Below are 23812 nucleotides of genomic sequence, written 5' to 3'. Positions count from 1 at the left end.
CAGCGTCAGGCTGTCCGTGCCTCCATCAACCCACGCCGCACCCCGTTACGCCTCCCAGACCGCCGCGCCGGTGCGGTCGTCGGCGTACCCCTTGGTCCTGAGCTGGATGTCGGCGAGATAGGCGGGCAGGCCCGGCGGGCCGCCGGGGCTCCAGCGCCGCGCCAGTTCCTCGGCGAGTTCCGGCCGGCCGCGCATCGGTTCGGCCAGGCCGTTCCCGCAGAGCAGCAGCGTGTCCCCCGGCCGGGCGGCGGAGGCACGGAAGCGGAAGGGCTCCGGGGACCGCGGCGGCGGGTTCTCCTCGTACGGCGACGGGGGTGTGGTGATCTGCAGGTCCATCGTGAGCCGGTCCCCGCCGGGGCCCTCCTCGTCGACCGCGCCCGAGGCCGCCGGGAGGCCGGGACCCAGGTCCTGCCAGGCGCCGTCACGGAGCCGGAAGAGGCCGCCCGCGCCCGTGCCGAAGAAGACCCGCGTGCGGCACTCCGGGTCCGCGGACAGCAGCAGGCAGCCCAGGCCGGCGCTGTAGGAGGCGGGGTCGAGGCCGAGTTCCGTGGCGCGGGCGCGCAGCTTCCCGTAGGTACGGCCGGTGAGGCGGTGCAGACCCGATTTCAGGTCGCCCCCGCGCCCCGCCCTTATGTCGTCGGAGAGCCGGGCGTGGCTGCGGGCGACGGCGCCGCCGATCAAACGGCAGGCGTCGGCCGCGGCACTGTGGGTGCCGTCGGCGCCCCGGGCGCCTCCGGCGACCGCGACCAGGACCAGAGCGGTGTCCCCGGCCCCGAAGCGTGCGGTGAGCAGGGCGTCGCGGCGGGGTTCGCCGCGGAAGCGTGCCGAGTCCCCGCGCACGGAGGCGGCACGCAGTGTGTACGTCCCGTACCGCGCGCCGTCCAGGACCGTGTCCGGTACGGCGGCGTCGGGACCGCCGGGTCCGTACGGCGGCAGGGCGGCGGGCTCGGCGTCGTAGGTGGGCGGGCGGTCCCCGATGTGGCCGACGACGGGGCGTGCCGGTGGCTCGGGCGGTGCCGGGGCGGCGGGTGGCTCCGGTGGGACCGGTCGCGGCGCGGCGAAGGTCCGCGGCCGCGGGGGCCCGGTCGGCGGCTCCCAGGGAGCGCGTTCGACCGTGACGGCCGGCGGCGGCTGCGGCGCGGGCGGCGGCTGGGCCGTGAGGGCCGGCCCCGGTGTGGCCTGCGGCGGATCAGCCGGCGGGCGCGGGTCGGGGAGCGGGACCACCGTGACCGGGTGGTCGGCCTCCGGGGCGCCCACCGCGTCCGTCGCGGAGTCGAAGCGGTCGTCGAGCGTGTCGGCCGCGCCGCTCGGCCCGGTGTCCCTGGCCGTGTCGTCGTACAGCTCACGCCACCAGTCGTCCTCGTGGGCGGCGGGCCTGTCCCCCTGCTGACTCATACCCGCATTGTCCCCGCACGGGCGGCACGGGGCCGGGGCATCCGGAAAAACGGACCGGAAGCAGCACCGGGAAAGGGGCCCGCCGAGCGTCCCCACCCCCCACGGGAAGGTCGCCCGGCGGGCCGGTTCGCGTTCGGCCCGCGCCGGTGGGCGGTCGATACCGAAGAGACGCCACATTGCCAGAGGTGCTGGTGTGACGGGGCATGATGGGACCGGCGGGTTTACGCCGTGGCTGTTTTCCGCCACTGCGCGGATCGGCCGAGGGCGCGGCGACGTACGACGACCACTCCGGGGAGGGCCGAGAATGCTGGCAGCGATAGGTCTGGACGAGAGGCAGGAAGCGGCCTACCGGGCTCTGGTCGCGACGGGAGCCGCGGAGATGTCCGATCTCGCGCGGCGGCTGTCCCTGCCGGAGGCGGACACCGAGCGGGCGCTGCGCCGGCTGGAGCAGCAGGGGCTCGTGGCCCAGTCCTCGTCGCGGGCGGACCGCTGGGTCGCGGCGCCGCCCGGTGTCGCGCTGAGCGCGCTGCTGACCCAGCAGCGGCACGAGCTCGAACAGGCGGAGATCGCGTCGGCCCTGCTGGCCGAGGAGTACCGGGCGGACGCGGCCGAACCCGCGGTGCACGACCTCGTGGAGGTGGTGACCGGCGCGAGCGCGGTGGCCCACCGGTTCCATCAGCTCCAACTGGGCGCCCGGTCCGAGGTCTGCGCCCTGGTCACCGGGAAGCCCGTCGCCGTCACGGGCGTGGAGAACGAGTCGGAGGAACGCGCGGCGATGCGGGGCGTTTCGTACCGGGTGGTCGTCGAGCGCGACGTGCTCCACCTGCCGTCCGGGATCGCGGAGCTGTCCGCGGCGCTGAGCCGCCACGAGCAGTGCCGGGTGGTAGACCGGGTGCCGACGAAGCTGGTCGTCGCCGACGCGTCACTGGCCATGGTGCCGCTCACGAGCCGCGGAGCGGAGCCGGCCGCCCTCGTGATCCACGCCAGCGGGCTGATGGAGTCCCTGATGGGGCTCTTCGAGGCGGTGTGGCGGGACGCGATGCCGCTGCGCCTGGGCGGGAACGGGGTCAGCGAGCAGAGCGGTCCCGGCGTGGATCCGACCGATCTGGAGATCCTCTCGCTGCTGCTCGCCGGGCTGACCGACGCCAGCGTGGCGAAACAGCTGGACCTGGGCCTGCGGACGGTGCAGCGAAGGGTGAAGGGGCTCATGGAGCTCACCGGCGTCACCACCCGGCTGCAGCTGGGCTGGCACGCGTACGAGCGCGGCTGGGTGGCCCGCGCCCCGCGCTGACGGCTCCGGCCCGCGGCCCGGTCCGCTCTGACGGGCGGGACCCGGCACACTCCTGCACGCTGGTCGAATGAGTGTGTGGCAGCTCGTTGCCGTAGGGGCGGTGATGCTGCTCGGCCTGATCGGCGTGCTGGTGCCGGGCGTGCCCGGGCAGGCGATCGTCTGGGCCGCGGTCCTGTGGTGGGCGCTGACGGACCCGACTCCGGTCGCCTGGGGCGTGCTGATCGGCGCGACGTGCCTGCTCCTCCTGAACCAGGCGCTGAAGGCGCTGCTGCCCGCGCGCCGCCCCCGCGAGTCGGGGGCGCCGCGCAGGACGCTGATGGCCGGCGGGCTGGCGGCCATCGTCGGATTCTTCGTGGTCCCTGTGGTGGGCGGGATCCTGGGCTACGTGGGCGCGGTCTACGGCGCCGAGCACCTGCGGCTGGGCAGCAGGGCGGCGGGCTGGGCCTCCCTCAAGTCCGTGATGCGCGCGACGGGGTACTCCGTACTGGTCGAGCTCTTCTGCTGCCTGCTGGTGACGGGGTCCTGGCTGGGAGCCGTGGTCTGGGGCTGAGGCCGGAGGGGCCGGGCGGCCTGCTGCGCCGCCCGGCCCCCCGGCAGGATCCCGCTACCGGATGCGGCCACGCTTCAGCTCCATGGCCGCCCGGCCCTCCGCGCCCCTGCGCTTCCATTCACGCAGGGTCTCGCTCCGCAGCCGGGCGTCGGTCTTGGCGGCGATGCGGTGGTTCTCGCGCAGCAGCTTGCGGTAGCTGTCCAGGCGGCGCTCCGGCAGTGAGCCGTCCTCGATCGCGCCGAGCACGGCACAGCCCGGTTCGGCCTCGTGGCCGCAGTCGTGGAAGCGGCACCCCCGCGCGAGGTCCTCGATCTCGGAGAAGACCTGGCCGACGCCGGCCTCCGCGTCCCACAGACCGACCCCGCGCAGTCCGGGGGTGTCGATCAGCACGCCGCCGCCGGGCAGCACGAGGAGGTTGCGTGTCGTGGTGGTGTGCCGGCCCTTGCCGTCCACGCCACGCGCCGCCCGCACATCCATCACGTCCTCCCCGAGCAGCGTGTTGGCGAGGGTCGACTTGCCGGCACCGGAGACCCCGAGCAGCACGCTCGTACCACCGCGGACGATCGCCCCGAACACGTCGACGCCCTCCCCCGTCGCGGAGCTGACGGGCAGTACAGGCACCCCGGGGGCGATGCGCTCGATGTCCTCGACGAGGTGGGTGAGCGTGGCGGGGTCCGGGACGAGGTCCGCCTTGGTGAGCAGCACGAGCGGACGCGCCTCGCGCTCCTCGGTCCCCACCCCGTCACCGAGCAGGGCGGCACCCGCGGTGCTGGAAAGGGCCAGCGCGAGGAACCGTTCCAGTCGTCCGAGATCCAGCTCGACGGCGAGCGAGACGCAGATGACGATGTGATCGATGTTGGTCGCCAGCACCTGGCCCTCGGAACGCTGCGAGGACGTGGAGCGCACGAAGGCCGTGCGGCGGGGCAGGAGCGTACGGACGAACAACGGGTCGCCGTCGGGGTCGACGGCCACCCAGTCACCGGTGCAGACGATCCGCATCGGGTCGCGGGGCACCACGAACGCGGTGTCCGCCCTGACCGTGCCGGCCGGGGTGACCACGTCGCACTGTCCGCGGTCCACCCGCACGACGCGTCCCGGCACCAGGCCCTTCCCTGCGTACGGAGCGAAGGTGGCGGCCCAGTCGTCGTCCCAGCCGTAGGGGGCCAGGGCGTGCGACGGGGAGGAAGCGTGGGAAAGAGGGAAAGACAAGGGAAACCCTTCACAAGGGCGACCCCGGCACCGCGCGCTCGGGCGCGGAAGTCGTACAGCAGTTCAGCCGGTGGCCGCAGGGGTGGGAACGATGCTCTTCGGGTCGTGGGCAGCGCCCACCGCGACGACAGTCATCAATGTCCTCACCTCCTGTTTCCTCGAACTGCGCACACCCTAGCCCGGGGCCTCCCGGGACCGTCAACAGGTTTTCCGCGGGCTCCTGCCGGACAGGACGTCAGCTCCCGTAGGCCGAGATATCCCCCGATCAGGTGATACGCGTGCACACGTACCGGTCCCGGGCCGTTAGGGTGCCGGACATGAGCTCATCCAACTCCGTCACCACCCCTTACTCACCAGCCCAGTTGGGCACCCAGATCCTCATCGCGTGGAGCGGTTCCAATCCCGGAACGGACCGCGAGACCGCTTTCCTCATGACCTATTCGCTCGGCGACGGCACGGACGGTCCCGAGGTCGGCGAGAGGGCCATGCAGACGGCCCTGGAGCGCAGCGGACTTCGGGTGGGGGGCGAGACCCTGCACGCCTCGGAGATGCCGAACCTTCCGGTGAAGCTCCTCATCCAGGCCGGCCAGGTGGTCCTGACGCTGCCTCACTTCAAGGCGCAGTACACGGTGCCCAGTGAGTGGCTGGCAGTGGCGCGGTCCGAAGGCTCGGTGCACGGGATGTTCGCCACTCGTCCGTGGCCCGCGGCCGTCCCCGGGCAGCCGGTGGGCGAGGACCTGCTGCGGTCCTTCGTGGCCGACCCCGAGGTCGTCGCGACCTCCGCCCACTGCCTCCTGCCGGTACGCAGCCTGGGCTGACCGGCGCGCTTCCGCACGCGTACGCGGCGATGCCCACCACCCCCCGTCGAGTGGTGGGCATCGCCGCGTACGCGTGCCTCACAGCGAAATGCGGGCGGTCCGTGGGCGTACGCCCCGGGCCGCCCGCATTCAGTGGCTTCAGCTGTTGCCGGCGCCGTTGCCCGAGAGAACCGGGATGTCGTTCAGGATGTGCGACAGCGGCTCGTCGCCCTTGGCCTGGGTGGAGTTGTCGGCGCACTGCTGGTTCTGCGGGTTGGACAGGACGTTGATGTCCTGGACCGCGATCGGAACGACACCGATCAGGGAGCCGACGTTGGCCTTCACCGGCAGGGCGATGCAGGGCTTGTTCAGCGAGCCCTGGACCAGGCTGAGCTGCGGGCTCTGGTCACCCTTGGTGGCGCTGTTGCCGAACGCGGACTCGGCGCCGTTGCCGTTCACCGTCGTGGTGCCGTGGTCGTCGCCGATCGCCATGGCCGAGGGGGCCGCGGCGGCGGACAGACCGATCAGGGACACAGCCACAGCGGCGCCGGCCATCATCTTCTTCATTGCGCTTCACCTTTCCGAGCGTCCCGTTGTGGAACGTACTGACTAACTAGAAGCGGAAGGTTTGGTTCCGCTACACCACCCGAACGGGTTGGACCGACTTCCGGGACGACGCCCGCGAAGGCCGGCCGGCTACCTGCCGCCCCGCTCACCCTCCGCCCGTGCGGCGGGGACGAAGGCGGCTTCCCTCCGCGGTCCCGGGCCGACGGGGCTCCGCGAACCAGAGGTCTCACCCTCGGGGCCGCGCCCCGTCTCGCGCGTGGCCGCCGCGTGCCATTCGGCGAGCAGACGGTCGTAGATGGGCGTGGAGCTCTCCACCGGGCGGTCACGGCCGGGCTGACTGTCGTACGGGTCCATGCGGCGCACCTACCCGGCCGCGCGGCAGCCGTCGGCCCGGGGTGCGGCAACCGGCCCAATATCCGCACTATCGGGCTACCCGACCTGCGGACCGGCACCGTCCCGACCGGACGGAGCCGCACGACGCGTGGGGCCAGTACGTCCGGACCCGCGACCGACACTCGGTCACGGCACGGACGGACTGGCCCCACGCGGTTTCACGGACTACGACGAGGCGGGAAGCGGTACACCCTGGCCGGAAGGGGCACAGAGGGAGCCGACATGACGCATGGTCAGTTGTTGCCCGCGCCGTTGCCCGAGAGGACGGGGATGTCGCTGAGGATGTGCGACAGCGCCTCGTCACCCTTGGCCTGGGTGGAGTTCTCGGTGCACTGCTGGTTCTGCGGCGAGGACAGGACGTTGATGTCCTGGACCGAGACCGGGACAAGACCGAGGAGCGATCCGACGTTGGCCTTCGCCGGCAGGGCGATGCAGGGCTTGTTGAACGAGCCCTGGATGAGGCCGATCTGCGGGCTCATGTCGCCGTGCGTGCTGCTGTTGCCGTAGTACTGGTCGGCGCCGTTGCCGTTGATCGACGTCGTGCCGTTGTCGTTGCCGATCGCCATCGCCGAGGGAGCAGCAGCGGCGGAAACACCGGCGACGGAAGCGGCCATTGCCGCGGTCGCCAGGATCTTCTTCATCATGAACGTGCCCTTCTGGTTAATCTGTTGCCCGCCTGTCCGGAGCATTCTGTACAACTCCTCGGACAGCTTTCGGTTGCGCCATTTCACTCGAACGATTTCGTGCGCCGCATTTCCAGGGAATTCCACTGGAGCCGGCCCGTGAAGAAGTACGGCACAGCCCTGAGGCGCGATTCAGGCGCCCCGACCGATCAGCCGCCGAGCGGCAGGCCGCCCAGGAGCGGGGCCGCCGTGTCCGCCACGTCGGCCACGGCCTCCGCCGACTTGCCGACCGTGCCGTCGTCGCGGACCGACTCGGCGGTCCGGCCGACCGTGTCCACCACGGGGTTCACCACCTGGTCCGGAACCTGCGGCACGGTGGACGTCAGTTCGTTCACGCCGGTGGTCAGGCTGATCCGGGGCGCGGTGGGGGTGGCGGCGGCCGAGGCGGGAGCGGCGGCCCCGAGAGCGGCCACGGAACCCGCGACAAGGGCGACGGTCTTCGCGTACTTCACGTTCTCAAATCCCTTCTGCGGCGGCCTGTGCCACCTCTGTCCGGGACAACGACCAAATCGTTCACGGGAAACTGTGCGAGCCGGGATTTCCCCGTCGGCGCAAGGGGAAGGCCCCGGAACGGTGTTCCGGGGCCTTGCCGAAGAGCCTTCGGCTCGGTCGGCGAATACTCAGTCGTTGATGCAGACGTTGCCGAACGCCGGGTTGAGCAGACCGATGACGTTGACGCTGTTGCCGCAGACGTTCACCGGGATGTGGATCGGGACCTGAACGACGTTGCCGGACAGGACGCCCGGGGAACCGACGGCAACAGCCTCGGCGCCCGAGTCGGCCATGGCCGGGGCAGCGGCACCCAGCGCCATGAGGGTTCCGGCGGCGACAGCGGCAACCTTGGTGTACTTCACTTTTGTCCCTTTCTGCAGCGGAGTCCTGAGCGGACACGTCTTTCGTGCCGCACGAGCGCTTCTCACAACGCACTCGTGACTCCGGAGCTGTAATACGTAACGATTGACGGGCGGCATCGAAACGCTGTGTGCGTGGTTTCCCGGAAAACCGCCCGAATGCTGCAGGCCCGGGCCGCACGATGGAGGAGTGTCGGCGGCCCGGACCGGTTCTTGCGGCCGGATCAGCCGTTGCCGGCGCCGTTGCCCGAGAGGACCGGGATGTCGGACAGGATGTGCGACAGCGGCTCGTCACCCTTGGCCTGGGTGGAGTTGTCCGTGCACTGCTGGTTCTGCGGGTTGGACAGGACGTTGACGTCCTGGACCGCGACCGCGGCGAGGAGACCGACGAGCGCACCGGCGTTGGCCTTGACCGGCAGGGCGACGCAGGGCTTGTTCAGCGAGCCCTGGACCAGGCTGAGCTGCGGGCTCTGGTCACCCTTGGTCTCGCTGTTGCCGTACTCCGACTCGGCGCCGTTGCCGTTGATCGACGTCGTGCCCGTGTCGTCACCGATCGCCATGGCGCTGGTCGCCGAGAGACCGAGGATGGAGGCGGCGACGGCACCCGTAGCCAGAACCTTCTTGATCACGATGAACCCTTCTCGTACCGAGTGCCCCTTGGCGGAGCGCACTGATCAACTCGCGGCCGGGCGTTTGGTTCCCCCTGCCGGCCCCCGTTCACCCGAATGCCAGGATTTCCACCACTGGGCGAACACCCGTGCGTGACCCTTTCGGGTGGTTACAGGATTTCCACGGCTCTCCAAGTTTCCTCCGTAACCGCCGTGTCGTTATGGAAGCGTCCGCGTCGATGGAATGACTTCCATCAGGGTCACCGCCCGCGCGAATTTCCCGGAGAAGGGCATGTAATGCGACAGGTTCTGAATAAAAGCATGATCGTCATGGCGGCGGCGTCGGGCATCCTGACCGCCGCCGGCGGTTATGCGCACGCCGACGCCTCGGCCGACGGTGTCGCCGCCAATTCGCCAGGTGTCGGCTCGGGCAACGCCGTGCAGGTCCCGGTGCATGTGCCGGTCAACCTCTGCGGCAACACCGTCAATGTGATCGCCCTGCTGAACCCGGCCTTCGGCAACACCTGCGCCAACGTCAGCTCCGGTGACAAGCACGGCGGCGGGCACGGGGACGAGCACGGCAACGGACAGGGCGGTGGGCAGAACGCCGGGCACGGCGGCGGCCACCACTCGTCGGGTGCCAGTGCCGACGGCAAGGCAGTGGGCTCACCCGGTGTCCTGTCCGGCAACCTCGGCCAGGTCCCGGTCGACGTCCCGCTGAACGCCTGTGGCAACACCGTCGATGTCGTCGGTCTGCTCAACCCCACGGGTGGCAACACCTGCGCCAACGACGACGGTTACGACCACGAGCACCCGCCTGTCGAGCCGCCGGTGGTCGAGCCCCCGACGGAGGAGCCGCCCACCGTCGTACCCCCCACCTCGAAGCCCCCGGTCGAGCCGCCGGCCTCCAAGCCCCCGGTCGACGAGCCGCCGGCCGGCAACCCCGGCCCGAACACGCCCGACACGCAGCTGGCCCAGACCGGTGCCGGCGACATCGGCCTGGCCGCCGGTGCGAGCGCGGCGCTGCTCCTGGGCGGCACGGTGCTCATGCGTCGCACCCGTGGTTCGCGCAACTAGCAGCGCAGCACGAAGGGCCGTCCCGAGCAGCACGATGCCGCGGGGCGGCCCTTCGTCCGTTGAACAGCCTGCTCGGCGAGAGCTGACGCAGCAGGGGCCGTGCACGCCGGTCGGCGTGCACGGCCCCGCCGCGTCCGCACCCGGACAAGGGGATGACGGTCATCGGGCCGACCGTCTGGCCGGGGAGCCGGAGAAAGCGGTTCCCGCCGGGAAGCGGTAGCGGATCCCCAGGCGCGGCCTACGGGTAGAAGTGCGTCAGCGACTCGGCGACGCAGGCCGGCTTCTCGGAGCCTTCGAGTTCGAAGGTGAAGGCCCGCGTCATCTGTACGCCGCCCCGGGCGACCTCGGTCACCCCGGTGACGGTGGCGTGCAGCCGCACCCTGCTGCCGACGGGCACGGGTGCCGGGTAGCGGACCCGGTTGACCCCGTAGTTGAGGGCGCGCCCCACGCCGCTGACCCGGAGCAGCTCGCCGAACATCGGGATTCCCCAGCTCAGCACCATGTAGCCGTGGGCGATGGTGCGCCCGTAGGGGCCGGACGCGGCGCGTTCGACGTCGGTGTGGATCCACTGGTGGTCGCCGGAGACGTGCGCGTAGGCGTCGATCAGCTCCTGGGTGACCTCCTTCCACTCCGAGTGCCCGAGGTCGCGCCCGCCGAGGGCGAGGACCTCCGGGATGCCGTGCGCGGTCAGCGCCATGGCGGTTCTCCGTTCTGCGTGCGGTACGTGGGTACGACGGTCAGGCGGTGACGGGCGCGGCACGGGGAGCGGTCGCCGGCTGCACGGAAAGCTCGTCGTGGTTGGGCCGCTTGAGCAGGAGGAGCATGCAGCCCAGGGTCAGTGCCACCTGGAAGACGGCGTACGCGATGACGGCGGTGATGGAGCCGGTCCGGTTGAGCAGGAACTGCCCGATGATCGGGGTCGTACCGCCGAGCAGGGTGCCGCAGAGCTGGTAGCAGAGCGAGATGCCGGTGTAGCGCAGATGCGCCGGGAAGCGGCTGGCGAGCATGCCGGCGAGGGCGGCGTAGTAGAGGCAGTGCGGGATGGTCGCGACGGCGACGCCGGCCATCGCGAGAGCGTAGTTGCCGGTGCTGATGAGGACGAACATGACCGGCATCAGGATCAGTTCCGGCACCAGCATCACGATGACCGCGCGGGACCAGCTCTTCATCCGGGTGGCGATGAGGGCGCCGAAGGGCTGGACGACGATCTGGGTGATGTTGGCGACGAGGATGATCGTCAGGAACGAGCTGCGGTCGAAGTCGAGCGACGTGGTGGCCCAGGACAGGGCGAACGTCGACTTGAAGTACGTCGCGGACAGGCCGATGGTGCAGGCACCGATGCCGAGGACGATCAGCATGGGGTGGCTGCGCAGCACCTCGGTCAGCGGGAGCTTGGCGACTTCCTTCTTCTCGATGAGCTCGGCCATGGCCGGGGACTCGGTGACCTTCAGCCGGACCAGCAGACCGACCATGACGAGGGCGGCGGAGGCGAGGAAGGGCACGCGCCAGCCCCACGAGACGAAGGCGGCGTCGGGCAGTTGGCTGATGGCGAGGAAGCTGAGCGTGGAGAGCGTGTTGCCGACGGGCGAGCCCTGCTGGGCGAACGCCCCGTACAGGACGGACTTGCCCTTGGGGGCGTGTTCGGAGGCGATGAGGACGGAGCCTCCCCATTCACCGCCGAGGCCGATGCCCTGGATCATGCGGATGCAGACCAGCAGGATCGGGGCGGCGACGCCGATGGAGGCGTAGCCGGGGAGCAGCCCGATGGCGGTGGTCGAGATGCCCATCATCAGCAGGGTGATGACCAGTGTCTTCTTCCGGCCGAGGCGATCGCCGTAGTGGCCGAAGATGATGCCGCCGATGGGGCGGGCGAGGAAGCCGACCCAGAAGGTGGCGAAGGCGACCAGGGTGCCTATGGGACCTTCGAGTTCGGGGAAGAACACCTTGTCGAAGACGAGCGCTGCCGCGGTTCCGTAGATGTAGAAGTCGAACCATTCGATGGTGGAGCCGATGAAGGCTCCGAACCCCGCACGGTTGGCGGCTTTCGTTCGCTCGCGTGCGGTTGCGGTGGTCGCACTCATTGGTGGCTCCCGTGAACATGGTTGATCAAGCGGATGGAGGCATGACCGACCCCGGCGTCGCCCGAAGCGCCGTGGGTCGTTCGGTGGAGGGGACGGAGGAGGGGAGGGGTGGGACGACGCCCGGGGACGGCGTCGTCGGACGTGCTGTCGGACGACGCCGTCAGACCGTCAGGCGCTCGAAGACCGCGGCGAGGCCCTGACCTCCGCCGATGCACATGGTCTCCAGGCCGTAGCGCGCCCCGCTGCGGTGCATCTCGTGGCTGAGCGTGGCGAGGATGCGGGCGCCGGTGGCACCCACGGGGTGGCCGAGCGAGACGCCGGATCCGTTGACGTTGATCCGCTGCTCGTGGTCCTTCTCGCCGAGCCCGAGTTCCCGGGTGCAGGCCAGGACCTGGGCGGCGAACGCCTCGTTGATCTCGATCAGGTCGAGGTCGGCGAGGGTGAGTCCGGCGCGGCCGAGGGCGGCGTGGGTGGCCGGGACGGGGCCGATGCCCATCGTCGCGGCGGGGACACCCGCGCGGGCGAAGGAGACCAGACGGACGAGCGGGGTGAGCCCGAGCCGTTCGGCGGTGGCGGCGCTGGTCACCAGGCAGGCGGCGGCCGCGTCGTTCTGTCCGCTCGCGTTGCCCGCGGTGACGGTGGCCTCCGGGTCGGATTTGCCCATGACGGGGCGCAGCGCGGCGAGTTGCTCGGCGGTGGTGTCGGGGCGCGGATGCTCGTCGGCGGTGACGACCGTCTCGGCCTTCCTGGTGCGTACGGTCACGGGGACCGTCTCCGCGTCGTAGCGCCCCTCCCGCACGGCGCGGGCCGCGCGGGCCTGCGAGCGCAGGGCGAGGGCGTCCTGGTCGGCGCGGCTGATGGAGTAGGTGCGGCGCAGGTTCTCCGCGGTCTCGATCATGCCGCCGGGTACGGGGTGGTGGACACCTCCCGCGGTGACCCGGCCGCGGGCCAGTGCGTCGTGGAGCTGGAGGCCGGGGCCCTTGATGCCCCAGCGTCCGTCGTGCGTGTAGTAGGGGGCGGCGCTCATGACGTCGACGCCTCCCGCGATGACGACGTCGCTGAAGCCGGCCCTGATCTGCATGGCCGCGTCGAGGACGGCCTGCAGGCCGGAACCGCAGCGCCGGTCGGTCTGGATGCCGGTGACGGTGTCGGGGAGTCCGGCGTCCAGGGCCGCGACCCGGCCGATGGCGGGGGCTTCGGCGGAGGGGTAGGCGTGTCCGAGGATCACCTCGTCCACCCGGTCCCCGTCGATCCCCGTTCGGGCGACGACTTCGGCGATGACGCGTGCGGCGAGTGCGGCCGGGGTCTGCTGGGCGAACGCGCCGCCGAAACGCCCGATGGGTGTGCGCAGCGGCTCGCAGATGACGACATCGGTCTGGTCGGGCACGGCGGAACACCTTTCGGGGGTTCGAATGTGTGGGGTGACCTTCGCACTGCACCACTGAGTCGGTCCAATATCGAGTTGGCCGGTGTTCGAGACGCTGTGCGTCTCAATCGGTACCAGGGGTCGGCAGTGCCTCCTCGGCCACCGCGAGCACCGCCCGGAGGGCGGCGGAGGGGTTGTCCGCGCGCCAGGCCAGCGCGGCCTGGCGCCTGATCGGCGGACCGGCGAGGGGGCGGTAGACGAGGCCGTTCTGCTGGATGTGCCGGACGGAGGAGACGGTGAGCGTGACCCCGACGCCCGCGGCGACGAGGGCCAGGATCGTGTACGAGTCCGGGGCCTCCTGCACCACGCGGGGGTTGAAGCCGGTGGCCTCGCACGCCTGGACCATCGCGTCGCGCACCGTGGAGCCGGCGTTCGCGGGGAAGGAGACGAAGGGCTCGTCGGCCAGGATTCCGATCGGGATGCTCTCCAGGCGGGCGAGCCGGTGGTCGGAGGGCAGCGCGCAGAGCAGCTCCTCCTCGTCGATCACCCGGTAGGACACGCCGGGCTGGGACACCGGGAGGCGGACGAACCCCAGGTCGAGGGAGCCGTCGGCGACCCTGGACAGCGCGACGTTGGCATAGGTCTGGCCCTTCATGACCAGCTCGAGCGCGGGATGGGCGGCCCGCACCGCGCGGGTCAGCAGGGGCAGCGTCTCGTGGCTGGAGGCGCCCGCGAACCCGATCGTGACGCGGCCGTACTCCCCGCGCCCGGCCGCCTTGGCGGCCCGTACCGCCGTGTCGAGGTCGTCGAGCACGGTCCGTACGGGTTCGAGGAAGGACTCCCCCGCGCTGGTGAGCCGCACCGAGCGGGTGTTGCGTTCGAAGAGCTGGACGCCGAGCTCCTTCTCCAACTGGCGGATCTGCTGGCTGAGCGGCGGCTGCGCCATCTGCAGCCGCTTCGCGGCGCGGCCGAAGTGCAGCTCCTCGGCCACGGCGGTGAACGCGATGAGGTGGCGTAGCTCCACGGCGGCATCCATTCATTAATCAGCGGTCTCGATTCGACCTTAATTCGGTATTGGACAGCAATCAATGGGCGCTGACACCGTGGGGCGACCAGCACACAACCGCCGAGGAGCACCGTGGAGCGGACGACGGATACGGCCGACGGGCCCAGCAAAGTCATGTCGATGAGGGAGGCGGTCGCACGCTTCGTGCGCGACGGAGCCACGGTCTGCCTGGAAGGCTTCACCCACCTCGTCCCCACCGCCGCCGGGCACGAGATCATCCGCCAGGGCCGCAAGGACCTCACCGTCGTGCGGATGACGGCGGACATCGTGGTCGACCAGATGATCGCCGCGGGCTGCGTCTCCCGGCTGGTCTCCTCCTTCGTGGGCAACTCCTCCGCCGGTTCGCTGGGTGAGCTGCGCCGCAGGATCGAGCGCGCCGATCCCGCGCCGCTCGCCTTCGAGGAGTACAGCCACTACGGCATGGTCTGCCGCTACCTCGCCGGCTCGCAGCGGCTGCCCTTCTACCCGCTGCGCAGTTACGGCGGCAGCGACCTTCCCACGGTCAACAGCGATCTGCGCAAGGTGACTTCGCCCTACCCGGGCCCGGACGGGGAGCCCGAGCAGATCTACGTCGTGCCGCCCGTGAACCCGGATGTGACGATCATTCACGCGCAGCGGGCCGACCGGCGGGGCAACACCCAGATCTGGGGGCTGACGGGTATCCAGGCCGAGGCGGTCTACGCGGCGGACAAGGCGATCGTCGTGGTGGAGGAGGTCGTCGGGGAGGAGGTGGTCCGCTCGGACCCGAACCGCACCCTCGTCCCCTCCCACGCCGTGGACGCCGTGGTGGTCTGCCCGCGGGGCGCGCACCCGTCCTTCGCGCAGGGTTACTACGACCGCGACAACGACTTCTACCGTGCCTGGTCGCACATCAGCAAGGACCCCGACCGACTGCGGGAGTGGCTGGCCGAGTGGGTGTACGGCACGGCGGACCACGCCGAGTACACCGCGAAGCAGGGCGACGAGTTCTGGGCGGGACTGGCGGTCGGCGAAGCGCTCAGCGAACCGGTGAACTACGGGCGGCGTCTGTGAACGCGCCCTTCGACGAGGAGTCGGCCATGGCCACGGCGGCAGCACGGACCCCGACCCCCTCGGAGCTGCTCTCCGTGGTGGCCTCCCGCGAACTGGCTTCCCGCCGGACGGTGTTCGCCGGGATCGGGCTGCCCACGCTCGCCACCGAGCTCGCCCGTCTGACGGTCGCGCCGCAGATCGAGGTCGTGTACGAGTCCGGGGTGTGTGGCGCGCACCCCTCGCACCTTCCGGAGACCATCGCCGACGCCGTGCTCATCTCGGGCGCGGAGGCCGTGCTGTCGATGCCCGCGCTGTTCGGCTGCGTGCTCCAGGGCGGCCATATCGACGTGGGCTTCCTGGGCGCCGCCCAGATCGACCGGTGGGGGAACCTCAACACCTCCGTCATCGGGGACTGGGAGCGTCCCGACGTGCGGCTGCCCGGATCCGGCGGCGCGATCGAGGTGATGGCCAACTCCGGTGAGGTGTTCGTGGTGATGCGCCGTCACAACCCGCGTTCCTTCACCGGGACCCTGGACTTCTGCACGACACCGGGCCCGGACCGCGCGCTCGCCGAGGGCATCCGGCCGTCGGGCGCCGGGGTCACCAGGGTCATCACCGAGCTGGGCGTCCTGGCACGCGCCGGTGTCGGTGAGGAACTGCGGCTCGTCTCCGTGCACCCGGGTGTGACGGTCGAACAGGTCCGGGCGGCGACGGGCTGGGACCTGGAGGTGGCGGACGCTGTCGACACCGTGCCCCCGCCGAGCGCGGCGGAACTGCGACTCCTGCGTGAGGACGTCGACCCCGGCCGCGTCTATCTTCGCTGACATCGACCGCACCTGCCGAGAGGACGTAACCCCCATGCGTATCAGGATCGTCGGAGCCGGGGCCATGGGCCGCGGCATCGCCCAGTGGGCCGTCGTGGGCGGGCACACCGTCGAGCTCTGCGACGTCCGGAGCGAGGCGGTGACCGCCGCCGTCGACTTCGTACGCTCCATGCTGGAACGCGCCGTCGAGAAGGGCCGGATGTCCGCCGGCGACTGCGCGGCGGCGCTGGGACGGCTGGTCCCGCTGGACGACCCGTGGGCGCCGGGCCCGGATGTCGCGCTGGTCGTCGAGGCCGTCAGGGAGGACCTCGACACGAAGGCCGAGGTCTTCGGGAGACTGGAGGAGGCCCTGCCGGACTCCGCCGTGTTCGCGACGAACACCTCGTCCCTCTCGGTGACCAGGATCGCGGCGTCGCTGCGGGACCCGGGGCGGCTGGCCGGGCTGCACTTCTTCAACCCCGTGCCGCTGATGAAGATCGTCGAGGTCGTACCGGGCGCCGCCACCCGTCCGGAGATCCCGCCGGCCCTGACCGCGCTGGTCGAGAGCTGCGGCCACCGCGCGGTCACGGTCGCCGACGCCCCCGGCTTCCTGGTCAACCACGCCGGCCGGGGCCTGGTGACGGAGGCCCTGGCGCTGCTGGAGGAGTCGGTCGCCGACCCGGCCGGCATCGACCGGATCGCCCGGGACGTGCTGGGCCTGCGCATGGGCCCGTTCGAACTCATGGACCTCACCGGACTCGACGTCACAGCGGCGGTCATCGACTCCATCTGGCAGGGCTTCCGCCACGAGGACCGGCTCCGGCCCTCCTATCTGACCCCCAACCGCGTGGCCGCCGGTCTGCACGGCCGCAAGACGGGCCGGGGCTGGTTCACCTACGGACCCGACGCGCCCGCCCCGGCCGCCGAGCCGCCGGTGACCGGCGACGCGGACCGGCCGGTCTTCGTGGCGGGCGAGGACACCCTCGGGCTGCGGACCGTCCTGGCCTCGGCGGGCGCCACGGTCGAGGACGGCCCGGCCCCCTCCGCCGGGGCCCTCGTCCTCGTACAGGTCTGGGGCACCACGGTGGCCGCCGCGGCGGCCACGCTGGGGCTGCCCCCGGCGCGCACCCTCGGCGTGGACCCGCTGACGCCGTCGGGACGCCGCCGGGTACTGGCCGTGACGCCCGCCTCCGACCCGGCCGCCGCGCGGGACGCCCGCGCGGTGCTGGCCCGCGCGGCCGACGGCGGGGATCCGTGGGCCGTGTCGGTGGTGCGGGACACCGCGGGTTCGGTGGCGCAGCGGCTGCTCTCCTCGGTGGTGTCGGTCGCCGCATCGATCGCGGAGCGCTCGCTGGCCACCCCTGCGGACATCGACCTCGCGGTGACGGCCGGCCTCGGCTATCCGTCGGGGCCGCTGGCCTGGGGCGACCGGATCGGGGCCGCGCGGATGCTTGAGCTCCAGCGGTCCCTGCACGCCACGACCGGGGACCCGCGGCACCGGCCGACCCGCTGGCTCACCGAGCGCGCCCAGCTGGGCCTGGCCCTGACGGACCCCGGCACCCCGCCCGAGGCCTGCGCGTAGGCCGTACCCGCCGTGCCGTGACCGTTTCGTACAAGACCCGGCCACGGCACGGCGCATACCGTCCTTCCATGACTCCACGACTCGACGCGATCTCCGTCACCACCGCCGATCTGGCCGCATCGCTGGCCTTCTACCGGCGGCTCGGCCTCGACATCCCCGCCGGAGCCGAATCCGCCCCGCACGTCGAAGTGGCCCTCCCGGGCGGGCAGCGCCTGCTGTGGGACACCGAGGACGTCGTCCGCTCCTTCGATCCCGGCTGGCAGGGCTCCCAGGGCGGCGAACGCCTGGGCCTGGCCTTCCTCTGCGACAGCCCGGCCGAGGTCGACTCCGTGTACGCGGACCTGACCGGTGCCGGCCACCGGGGCCACCTGGAGCCCTGGGACGCGGTCTGGGGGCAGCGCTACGCCGTCGTCCTCGACCCGGACGGCTGCGCCGTCTCGCTGTTCGCCGCCCGCTCCGCGTGACCCGTCGCGGCGAGATGGGCGCCGAGCGTGGTGCCGGTCAGCCCCCGCATCTCGCGGGCCAGGTGCGCCTGGTCCGCGTAGCCGGTGGCACAGGCGGCCGAGGCGTACGGCGTTCCCGCGCGTACGAGGTCCAGGGCACGCTGGAGCCTCAGGACCCGGGCCAGTGTCTTGGGGCCGTAGCCGAACGCGGCCAGTGAGCGCCGGTGCAGCTGACGGGCACCGAGGCCGACGGCGTCCGCGGTCGCGGCGACGGACCGCCCCTGCCGCAGCTGCGCGGCGACGGCGGCCGTGAGCGGGTCCGGGGGTGCCGCGCCGGAGGACATCGCCCTGCGCAGGGCGATGTCCTCCAGCGCGGCGGTGGGGTCGTCGGCCGAGCCGGTCCGCTCGGTGAGCCGGCGGACCTCTCCGCCTGGCCAGAGCGTGTCGAGGGGGACCCGCCGGTCACGGAGCTCGTGTGCCGGCACGCCGAGGAGCGGGGGGGCCGTGCCGGGGGCGAAGCGGATGCCCGCGCAGCAGCCGGAGAGCGTCCCGGCGGGGGTGAAGGCGTGGGTGTCGGGGCCCGCCACCACCAGTCGGCCGCCCACCCAGAGCAGGTCCATGCAGCCGTCGGGGAGCACGGGACGGGAGGGTTCACGCCGCCCGCTCCAGGCCCAGAGGACCGCGCCCACGAAGCGCGATGCCCGCTCGTCGTAACGTGCGCCCGCGGTCACCACGGCTGTCGGGACCGCACTCAGGGAGCGTCCTTGTCCCGGTTGCCGTGCAGCCGGGACTTCACGTCGTCCGGGGGCAGGAAGCGCGACCAGCGCTCCGGGAACTCCGACGGCATGGACACGTCGTCGTCCTCCTCGTCGTCGGCGTAGGCGTCCCAGTTCGCCGCCTGGGTGCGGGCGACGAGCTCCGCGGCCTGGGCGGCCTTGAGCCGGTCGCTCGCGGCGCGGGCCGCGGCGGTGGCGAGCGAGGGCCAGACACGGTCGATCGCGGCGTTCACGGCGGCGCCGACGAGCACCGCGAAAGCGGAGATCCCTATCCACAGCAGGACGGCGATGGGCGCGGCCAACGAGCCGTAGATGGTGGGCCCTTCGACCGTGCCGGTGAGGTAGATCCGCAGCAGGAAGCTGCCCAGCACCCACATCCCGAGCGCCACGAGCGCACCGGGCACATCCTCTATCCACGGCGAACGTACGGGCACGGACACGTGGTAGAGCGTCGTCAGGAACGCGATGGAGAGCACTATCACCAACGGCCAGTACATGACCGCGAGTACCTCCGTCCCCCACGGGACGAACTCCACCACCCGGTCGGGGCCGACCACCAGCAGCGGCAGCACGACGGCGCCCAGCAGCAGTGCGACCACGTACAGCAGGAAGGCGAGCAGCCTGGTCTTGACGATGCCTCGGTGGCCGTCGAGGCCGTACATCACGGTGATGGTGTCGATGAAGACGTTCACCGCGCGTGAGCCCGACCAGAGGGCGATCGCGAAGCCGAGCGAGATGACGTCGGGCCGCGCGCCGGTGGTGACGTCGGCTATGAGGGGCTTGGCGATGTCGTTGACGCCCCGCTCGGACAGCACCGTCTGCACGGCGCCCAGGATGTTCCGCTCGATGGAGGCGACCGTGGTGGTGGCCGTCCAGTCGTCGACGTAACCGAGCAGCCCGATGAGCCCGAGCAGCAGCGGGGGCAGGGAGAGCAGGGTGAAGAACGCCGCCTCCGCCGCGAGACCGAGGATGCGGTACTCGACGCACGAGTTGACCGTGTCCTTCAGCAACTGCCACGCCATCTGCCGCTTCGAGACGTTGCGGTAGAGGACTCGAGCCCGGTGGAGCCGCCCCGGTGGCCGCTCGGGTGTTTCGTTCGCTGCCTGCACGTCCTTACCGTATCGGCATGGCAGCAAGCACCCACACAGTGACCAACCAGGTTCCGCCGCTGGTCGGCTATGACGTCTTCGCCGGGGACCGCGCGCTGACGGAGGCGGTGGAGCGGCACCTCGACCCCGGGGTCCTGGACGAGGCGCGGGAGGAACTCGGCGAGCTCGGCCGGTCCGCCGGTTCCGCCCAGGCACAGGAGTGGGGCGCGCGGGCGAACGGGAGTCCTCCGGTCCTGCGCACGCACGACCGCTACGGGAACCGCGTCGACGAGGTCGACTTCCACCCCTCCTGGCACCGGCTGCTGGGGCACGCGGTGTCGGCCGGACTGACGGACGCCTGGGGCAGGCCGGGCGGCCATGTGCGGCGGGCGGCCGGCTTCCTCGTCTGGACGCAGGCCGAGGCGGGGCACGGCTGCCCGCTGTCGATGACGCACGCGGCGGTCCCCGCGCTGCGGACCGATCCGGCGCTGGCAGCCGAGTGGGAGCCCCTGCTGACCTCGCACGTCTACGAGCAGGGGCTGCGGCCCGCGGCGCAGAAGGCGGGCGCACTGTTCGGGATGGGCATGACGGAGAAGCAGGGCGGCACCGACGTACGGTCCAACACGACCCGGGCGGAGCCGCTGGCGGGTGACGGGGAGTATCTGCTCACCGGCCACAAGTGGTTCTGTTCGGCACCCATGTCCGACGGGTTCCTGGTGCTGGCGCAGGCGCCGGGAGGCCTGAGCTGCTTCCTCGTGCCCCGGGTCCTGCCGGACGGTGCCCGCAACGTGTTCGCGATCCAGCGCCTGAAGGACAAGCTGGGCAACAGGTCGAACGCCTCCGGCGAGGTCGAGTTCGACGGGACGTGGGCCCGCCGGGTCGGCGATGAGGGGCACGGGGTCCGCACGATCATCGACATGGTCGCGGCGACCCGGCTCGACTGCGTGGTGGGTTCGGCGGCGCTGATGCGCCAGGCCGTGGCGCAGGCGGTCCATCACAGCGCACACCGGAGCGTGTCCGGCGGGCCGCTGATCGAGAAACCGCTGATGCGCAACGTGCTGGCCGATCTGGCCCTGGAGTCGGAGGCGGCCACGACTCTCGCGCTGCGGCTCGCCGCGGCGTACGACGCGGACACGGACGAGGAGCGCGCCTTCCTGCGCATCGCGGTGCCGGCCGCCAAGTACTGGGTGACGAAGCGGTGCTCCGCGGTGGTCGGCGAGGCCCTGGAGTGCCTCGGCGGCAACGGTTACGTCGAGGAGTCCGGGATGCCCCGGCTGCTGCGCGAGGCGCCGCTCAACTCGATCTGGGAGGGCTCGGGCAACGTGCAGGCCCTCGACGTGCTGCGGGCGCTCCGGCGCGAGCCGCGGGCGCTCGACGCGTTCCTCCGGGAGGTCGGGAAGGCGCGCGGGGCGGACCACCGCCTCGATGCCGCGATCAGGGACATGCTGACGGAGCTGGCGGATCTGGGCGGCGCGGAGGCGGGGGCCAGGAGGCTGGCGGAGCGGATGGCCCTGGTGCTGCAGGGGTCGCTGCTGTTGCGCTGGGCTCCGCCGGAGGTCGCGGACGCGTTCTGCGCCTCACGGCTGGGCGGGGACCGGGGCGCGGTCTTCGGGACGCTGCCGCACAGCCTGGACCTGGCCTCGGTCGTGGAGCGGGCGCGGGTCCGGGAGGGCTGAGGGCGCGGGTCGGGAGGGGCGAGGGCGCAAACGACGGGGGGTGGTGCTGCGCCGACACGGCACCACCCCCCACGCTTGTGCACACCGCGCGGAACGTCAGGGACGCGTCGCGCGGCATTCCGCCACTCTCGTACGATCCGCTCGCCGCCACCAGGGTTGCAAAGGGTTGCAACCATTGCGTGGAGTGCGAGGTGGCGGGACCCTCGGCACGGCAGGATGGGTCCTTCGGGTCGTGTCTCCCTTCTTACGGACGGGGCCCGCGCTTGGTTGGGGGACGCTCATGGAGACAAGGCCCGTCGCACCGCCGCGGCCGAGGGGAGCCCCGTACCCCGCGGCGACCGAGCGATCGGTGCACCGCGCACGGGAGGCCCGGCTCGCGGGCGAGCGCACCGCGGTGGGCCCGCGCCCGGAGATCGACGCGTCCTGGGAACGGGTGATGCGCTGCGGGATCGACCCCGGGCAGTCACCGGAGAGCAGGCTGCTGGAGACGGGGGAGATCGAGCACCGGCGCACCAGTTCGGCGCTCGGCGAGATCATGCCCCTGCTGCGGGAGGGGCTGGCCGGCATCGCGGACGCGGCGCAGCAGATCATGATCGTCACCGACACCGACGGACGGGTCCTGTGGCGACAGGGCCACGCGGCCGTGATGCGCAGGGCGAAGGACATCTGCCTGGAGGAGGGCGCCGCCTGGTCGGAGTCGGCGACCGGGACGAACGCGATCGGCACGGCCCTCGCCGTCCGGACGCCGGTGCAGGTCCACTCCGCCGAGCACTTCATCCGCGCCCTGCACGGCTGGACGTGCGCCGCCGCGCCGGTACGGGACCCACGGGACGGGCGGCTGATGGGCATCGTCGACATCAGCGGTCCCGCCTCGACCTTCCATCCGGTGACGCTGGCCCTGGTCGGCTCGGTGGCCGCGCTGGCGGAGAGCGAGCTGCGCGGCAGGCATCTGGTGGCGATCGAGCGGCTTCGCGCCGTGGCCGCCCCGATCCTGTGCCGGCTGGGCGGGCGCGCCCTGGCCGTGGACACCCACGGCCGGCTCGCGGCGGTGAGCGGTATGCCGCCCCTGGACAGGCTTCCGCTGCCGAAGTCCCTGCGGCCCGGGACGGTCTGGCTGGCCGCGCTCGGGATGTGCAGGGTGGAGCCTCTGCCGGGCGGCTGGCTGGTGCAGGTCGCGGAGGGCGCGCACGACGGCCCGCCGCGCCGGGTGGTGCTGGACCTGAGCAGGGAGCAGGAGCTCACGGTCCATGTGGCGGGCCCGGTGGGCACCTGGACGCGCCGCCTCTCCCCCCGTCACGCCGAGCTGCTGTACGCCCTGTCCCTGCGCCGCGAGGGGCGTACGGCGGCGGAGCTGGCCGAGGACGTGTTCGGCGACGCGACCAGGACGGTGACGGTGCGGGCCGAGATATCGCGGATGCGTCGGCATCTGGCGGAGGTGCTGTCCCATCGTCCGTACCGCTTCGGCGAGGGGGTCGAGGTGGAGGTGGTCCATCCGGGGGTGCCGGCCGATCTGCTGCCCCGGTCGACCGCTCCCGTGGTGGTCAGGGCACGCGCGTCGGCGGAGGCCGTCTGAGATGGCCGGGTTTGGGCGTGGGGGCCCGGCCGTGCTTCTCTGGCCGCTATGAGCGACTCCGCAGCCTCCGCAGCCCCCGTCTCCGACGTGACCGTCTGGTACCTCGAGCAGACGTCGCCCGCCGACCTGAGCCCCTCCGCCGCTCCGGCGGCCGGAGTGACGGTCGTACGCTCGGAGACGCCACTGCCGGAGTTCAGCCGGTTCCTCTACACGTCCGTGGGAGGGGACCTCCGGTGGACCGACCGGCTGGGCCTGACGTACGCGGGGTGGCAGGAGATCCTGGACCGTCCGGGGGCGGAGACCTGGGTGGCGTACGAGAACGGGACCCCCGCCGGGTTCATGGAGCTCGACGCCCAGGCGGACGGCGCGGTCGAGATCGCCTACTTCGGGCTGATCCCCTCCTTCCGGGGGCGTGGGACGGGCGGGCACCTGCTGTCCTACGGCACCGCGCGCGCATGGGACCTGGCCGAGCGCCACCCGGGCCGTAAGCCCACCGCGCGGGTGTGGCTGCACACCTGCTCGAACGACGGCCCGCACGCCATGGACAACTACCTGCGGCGTGGATTCAGGCTGGCCGACACGCGGATCGAGCAGGAGCCGCACGTCGCGAACCCGGGCCCCTGGCCAGGTGCGCACGCCTGACCCCTGCCCCGCGCGCCCCCGGTCGGGCGTCCGGCGGGCCCCATCACATCGCTTTGTCGACAGGGCGGCGTGACGGATGCCACAGCGTCTCGCATTTCGGGACCATCGCGTCCACATGATGGATCGTGGTGGACTGGCCCGAGATCCGCGTGACACGCTCTGGCCATGTCCGGAACTGGAATTGCCTTGGTGAGTCGGCGGCACGTCGACCTCGGCCGCATGTCCAGCGCCATCTGTCCGGTCCGCTGAGAGTCTCCAGCACCGCGATCTCCTGATTCCGCTCC

General features: G+C 71.9%; 26 protein-coding genes. 12 read left to right on the top strand and 14 right to left on the bottom strand.

The features are described 5' to 3' along the window. Positions 1-45: 45 nt before the first annotated feature. Positions 46-1395, bottom strand: coding sequence for a protein phosphatase 2C domain-containing protein (locus tag AB0I83_RS00765; protein WP_363303080.1), 1350 nt, complete (start codon positions 1393-1395; stop codon positions 46-48). A 304-nt stretch (positions 1396-1699) separates the two neighbouring features. Between AB0I83_RS00765 and AB0I83_RS00760 the strand changes: the two genes are divergently transcribed. Together AB0I83_RS00760 and AB0I83_RS00755 are read left to right on the top strand one after the other, a co-directional pair. Beyond that, complete coding sequence (locus AB0I83_RS00760; RefSeq protein ID WP_356537157.1) at positions 1700-2686, top strand: helix-turn-helix domain-containing protein; 987 nt, start codon at positions 1700-1702, stop codon at positions 2684-2686. Positions 2687-2753: 67 nt separating this feature from the next. Beyond that, on the top strand, positions 2754-3236 hold the full coding sequence (locus AB0I83_RS00755; protein WP_356537155.1) for a DUF456 domain-containing protein: 483 nt from the start codon (positions 2754-2756) through the stop codon (positions 3234-3236). A 54-nt stretch (positions 3237-3290) separates the two neighbouring features. Here AB0I83_RS00755 and rsgA read toward each other — a convergent pair whose 3' ends face one another. Further along, positions 3291-4445 (bottom strand): ribosome small subunit-dependent GTPase A, encoded by a 1155-nt coding sequence (gene rsgA / locus AB0I83_RS00750; RefSeq protein WP_363303079.1) that lies wholly within the window; start codon positions 4443-4445, stop codon positions 3291-3293. Positions 4446-4762: 317 nt separating this feature from the next. Here rsgA and AB0I83_RS00745 point away from each other — a divergent pair, with 317 nt between their 5' ends. Then, entirely contained in the window at positions 4763-5263 is a 501-nt protein-coding gene (locus AB0I83_RS00745; protein ID WP_363303078.1) for a DUF5949 family protein, read from the top strand. 138 nt (positions 5264-5401) lie between these two features. On the opposite strand, the gene AB0I83_RS00740 is transcribed toward AB0I83_RS00745, so the two are convergent. From AB0I83_RS00740 to AB0I83_RS00715, 6 genes are all read right to left on the bottom strand, one after another. Further along, entirely contained in the window at positions 5402-5809 is a 408-nt protein-coding gene (locus AB0I83_RS00740; RefSeq protein WP_356537149.1) for a rodlin, read from the bottom strand. A gap of 129 nt (positions 5810-5938) precedes the next feature. Continuing rightward, a complete protein-coding gene (locus AB0I83_RS00735) occupies positions 5939-6163 on the bottom strand; it encodes a hypothetical protein (RefSeq protein WP_363303077.1) in 225 nt (74 codons plus the stop codon). A gap of 272 nt (positions 6164-6435) precedes the next feature. After that, the gene (locus AB0I83_RS00730) at positions 6436-6846 is read right to left on the bottom strand and encodes a rodlin (protein ID WP_356537146.1); all 411 of its coding nucleotides are present in this window, start codon (positions 6844-6846) and stop codon (positions 6436-6438) included. Between the two features lie 188 nt (positions 6847-7034). After that, positions 7035-7337: a hypothetical protein gene (locus AB0I83_RS00725; protein WP_363303076.1), complete on the bottom strand. Its 303-nt coding sequence runs from the start codon at positions 7335-7337 to the stop codon at positions 7035-7037. A 168-nt stretch (positions 7338-7505) separates the two neighbouring features. Further along, positions 7506-7739, bottom strand: a complete 234-nt coding sequence (locus AB0I83_RS00720) for a chaplin (RefSeq protein WP_356537142.1) — start codon at positions 7737-7739, stop codon at positions 7506-7508. A 221-nt stretch (positions 7740-7960) separates the two neighbouring features. Then, a complete protein-coding gene (locus AB0I83_RS00715; protein ID WP_356537140.1) occupies positions 7961-8365 on the bottom strand; it encodes a rodlin in 405 nt (134 codons plus the stop codon). 276 nt (positions 8366-8641) lie between these two features. Between AB0I83_RS00715 and AB0I83_RS00710 the strand changes: the two genes are divergently transcribed. After that, positions 8642-9421 (top strand): chaplin, encoded by a 780-nt coding sequence (locus tag AB0I83_RS00710; protein WP_356537139.1) that lies wholly within the window; start codon positions 8642-8644, stop codon positions 9419-9421. 238 nt (positions 9422-9659) lie between these two features. Here AB0I83_RS00710 and AB0I83_RS00705 read toward each other — a convergent pair whose 3' ends face one another. The 4 genes from AB0I83_RS00705 to AB0I83_RS00690 form a co-directional block, all read right to left on the bottom strand. Further along, positions 9660-10118 carry a MaoC family dehydratase gene (locus AB0I83_RS00705; protein ID WP_356537112.1) on the bottom strand — a complete coding sequence of 153 codons (459 nt, stop codon included), beginning with the start codon at positions 10116-10118 and terminating at the stop codon, positions 9660-9662. 40 nt (positions 10119-10158) lie between these two features. Then, positions 10159-11502, bottom strand: a complete 1344-nt coding sequence (locus AB0I83_RS00700) for an MFS transporter (protein ID WP_356537111.1) — start codon at positions 11500-11502, stop codon at positions 10159-10161. A 160-nt stretch (positions 11503-11662) separates the two neighbouring features. Continuing rightward, complete coding sequence (locus AB0I83_RS00695; protein ID WP_363303075.1) at positions 11663-12889, bottom strand: acetyl-CoA C-acetyltransferase; 1227 nt, start codon at positions 12887-12889, stop codon at positions 11663-11665. Between the two features lie 103 nt (positions 12890-12992). Beyond that, positions 12993-13892 carry a LysR family transcriptional regulator gene (locus AB0I83_RS00690; protein WP_363303074.1) on the bottom strand — a complete coding sequence of 300 codons (900 nt, stop codon included), beginning with the start codon at positions 13890-13892 and terminating at the stop codon, positions 12993-12995. 156 nt (positions 13893-14048) lie between these two features. Between AB0I83_RS00690 and AB0I83_RS00685 the strand changes: the two genes are divergently transcribed. From AB0I83_RS00685 to AB0I83_RS00670, 4 genes are all read left to right on the top strand, one after another. Beyond that, positions 14049-14966 (top strand): CoA-transferase, encoded by a 918-nt coding sequence (locus AB0I83_RS00685; RefSeq protein WP_363303428.1) that lies wholly within the window; start codon positions 14049-14051, stop codon positions 14964-14966. A gap of 26 nt (positions 14967-14992) precedes the next feature. Continuing rightward, entirely contained in the window at positions 14993-15769 is a 777-nt protein-coding gene (locus AB0I83_RS00680) for a CoA-transferase (RefSeq protein WP_363303073.1), read from the top strand. Between the two features lie 34 nt (positions 15770-15803). Continuing rightward, a complete protein-coding gene (locus AB0I83_RS00675; protein WP_363303072.1) occupies positions 15804-17330 on the top strand; it encodes a 3-hydroxyacyl-CoA dehydrogenase in 1527 nt (508 codons plus the stop codon). A gap of 68 nt (positions 17331-17398) precedes the next feature. After that, positions 17399-17794, top strand: coding sequence for a VOC family protein (locus tag AB0I83_RS00670; protein ID WP_363303071.1), 396 nt, complete (start codon positions 17399-17401; stop codon positions 17792-17794). On the opposite strand, the gene AB0I83_RS00665 is transcribed toward AB0I83_RS00670, so the two are convergent. Continuing rightward, positions 17731-18504 carry an AraC family transcriptional regulator gene (locus tag AB0I83_RS00665; RefSeq protein WP_363303070.1) on the bottom strand — a complete coding sequence of 258 codons (774 nt, stop codon included), beginning with the start codon at positions 18502-18504 and terminating at the stop codon, positions 17731-17733. The genes AB0I83_RS00670 and AB0I83_RS00665 overlap by 64 nt on opposite strands. A 20-nt stretch (positions 18505-18524) precedes the next feature. Next, positions 18525-19658, bottom strand: a complete 1134-nt coding sequence (locus AB0I83_RS00660) for a YihY/virulence factor BrkB family protein (RefSeq protein WP_356534326.1) — start codon at positions 19656-19658, stop codon at positions 18525-18527. A gap of 17 nt (positions 19659-19675) precedes the next feature. On the opposite strand from AB0I83_RS00660, the gene AB0I83_RS00655 reads away from it, so the two are divergent. The 4 genes from AB0I83_RS00655 (at position 19676) to AB0I83_RS00640 (ending at position 23777) form a co-directional block, all read left to right on the top strand. After that, complete coding sequence (locus tag AB0I83_RS00655) at positions 19676-21313, top strand: acyl-CoA dehydrogenase family protein (protein WP_363303069.1); 1638 nt, start codon at positions 19676-19678, stop codon at positions 21311-21313. A 280-nt stretch (positions 21314-21593) separates the two neighbouring features. Next, positions 21594-22886 (top strand): GAF domain-containing protein, encoded by a 1293-nt coding sequence (locus AB0I83_RS00650; RefSeq protein WP_363303068.1) that lies wholly within the window; start codon positions 21594-21596, stop codon positions 22884-22886. Positions 22887-22934: 48 nt separating this feature from the next. After that, entirely contained in the window at positions 22935-23528 is a 594-nt protein-coding gene (locus AB0I83_RS00645) for a GNAT family N-acetyltransferase (RefSeq protein WP_356534330.1), read from the top strand. 165 nt (positions 23529-23693) lie between these two features. Next, positions 23694-23777 (top strand): putative leader peptide, encoded by an 84-nt coding sequence (locus AB0I83_RS00640; RefSeq protein WP_349817346.1) that lies wholly within the window; start codon positions 23694-23696, stop codon positions 23775-23777. Positions 23778-23812 lie beyond the last annotated feature (35 nt).

The sequence above is a fragment of the Streptomyces sp. NPDC049970 genome (assembly GCF_040660235.1).
Lineage (GTDB): Bacteria > Actinomycetota > Actinomycetes > Streptomycetales > Streptomycetaceae > Streptomyces.
The sequence above is the reverse complement of the archived record's forward strand: the minus strand, read 5'-3'. Positions and strand labels throughout refer to the sequence as shown.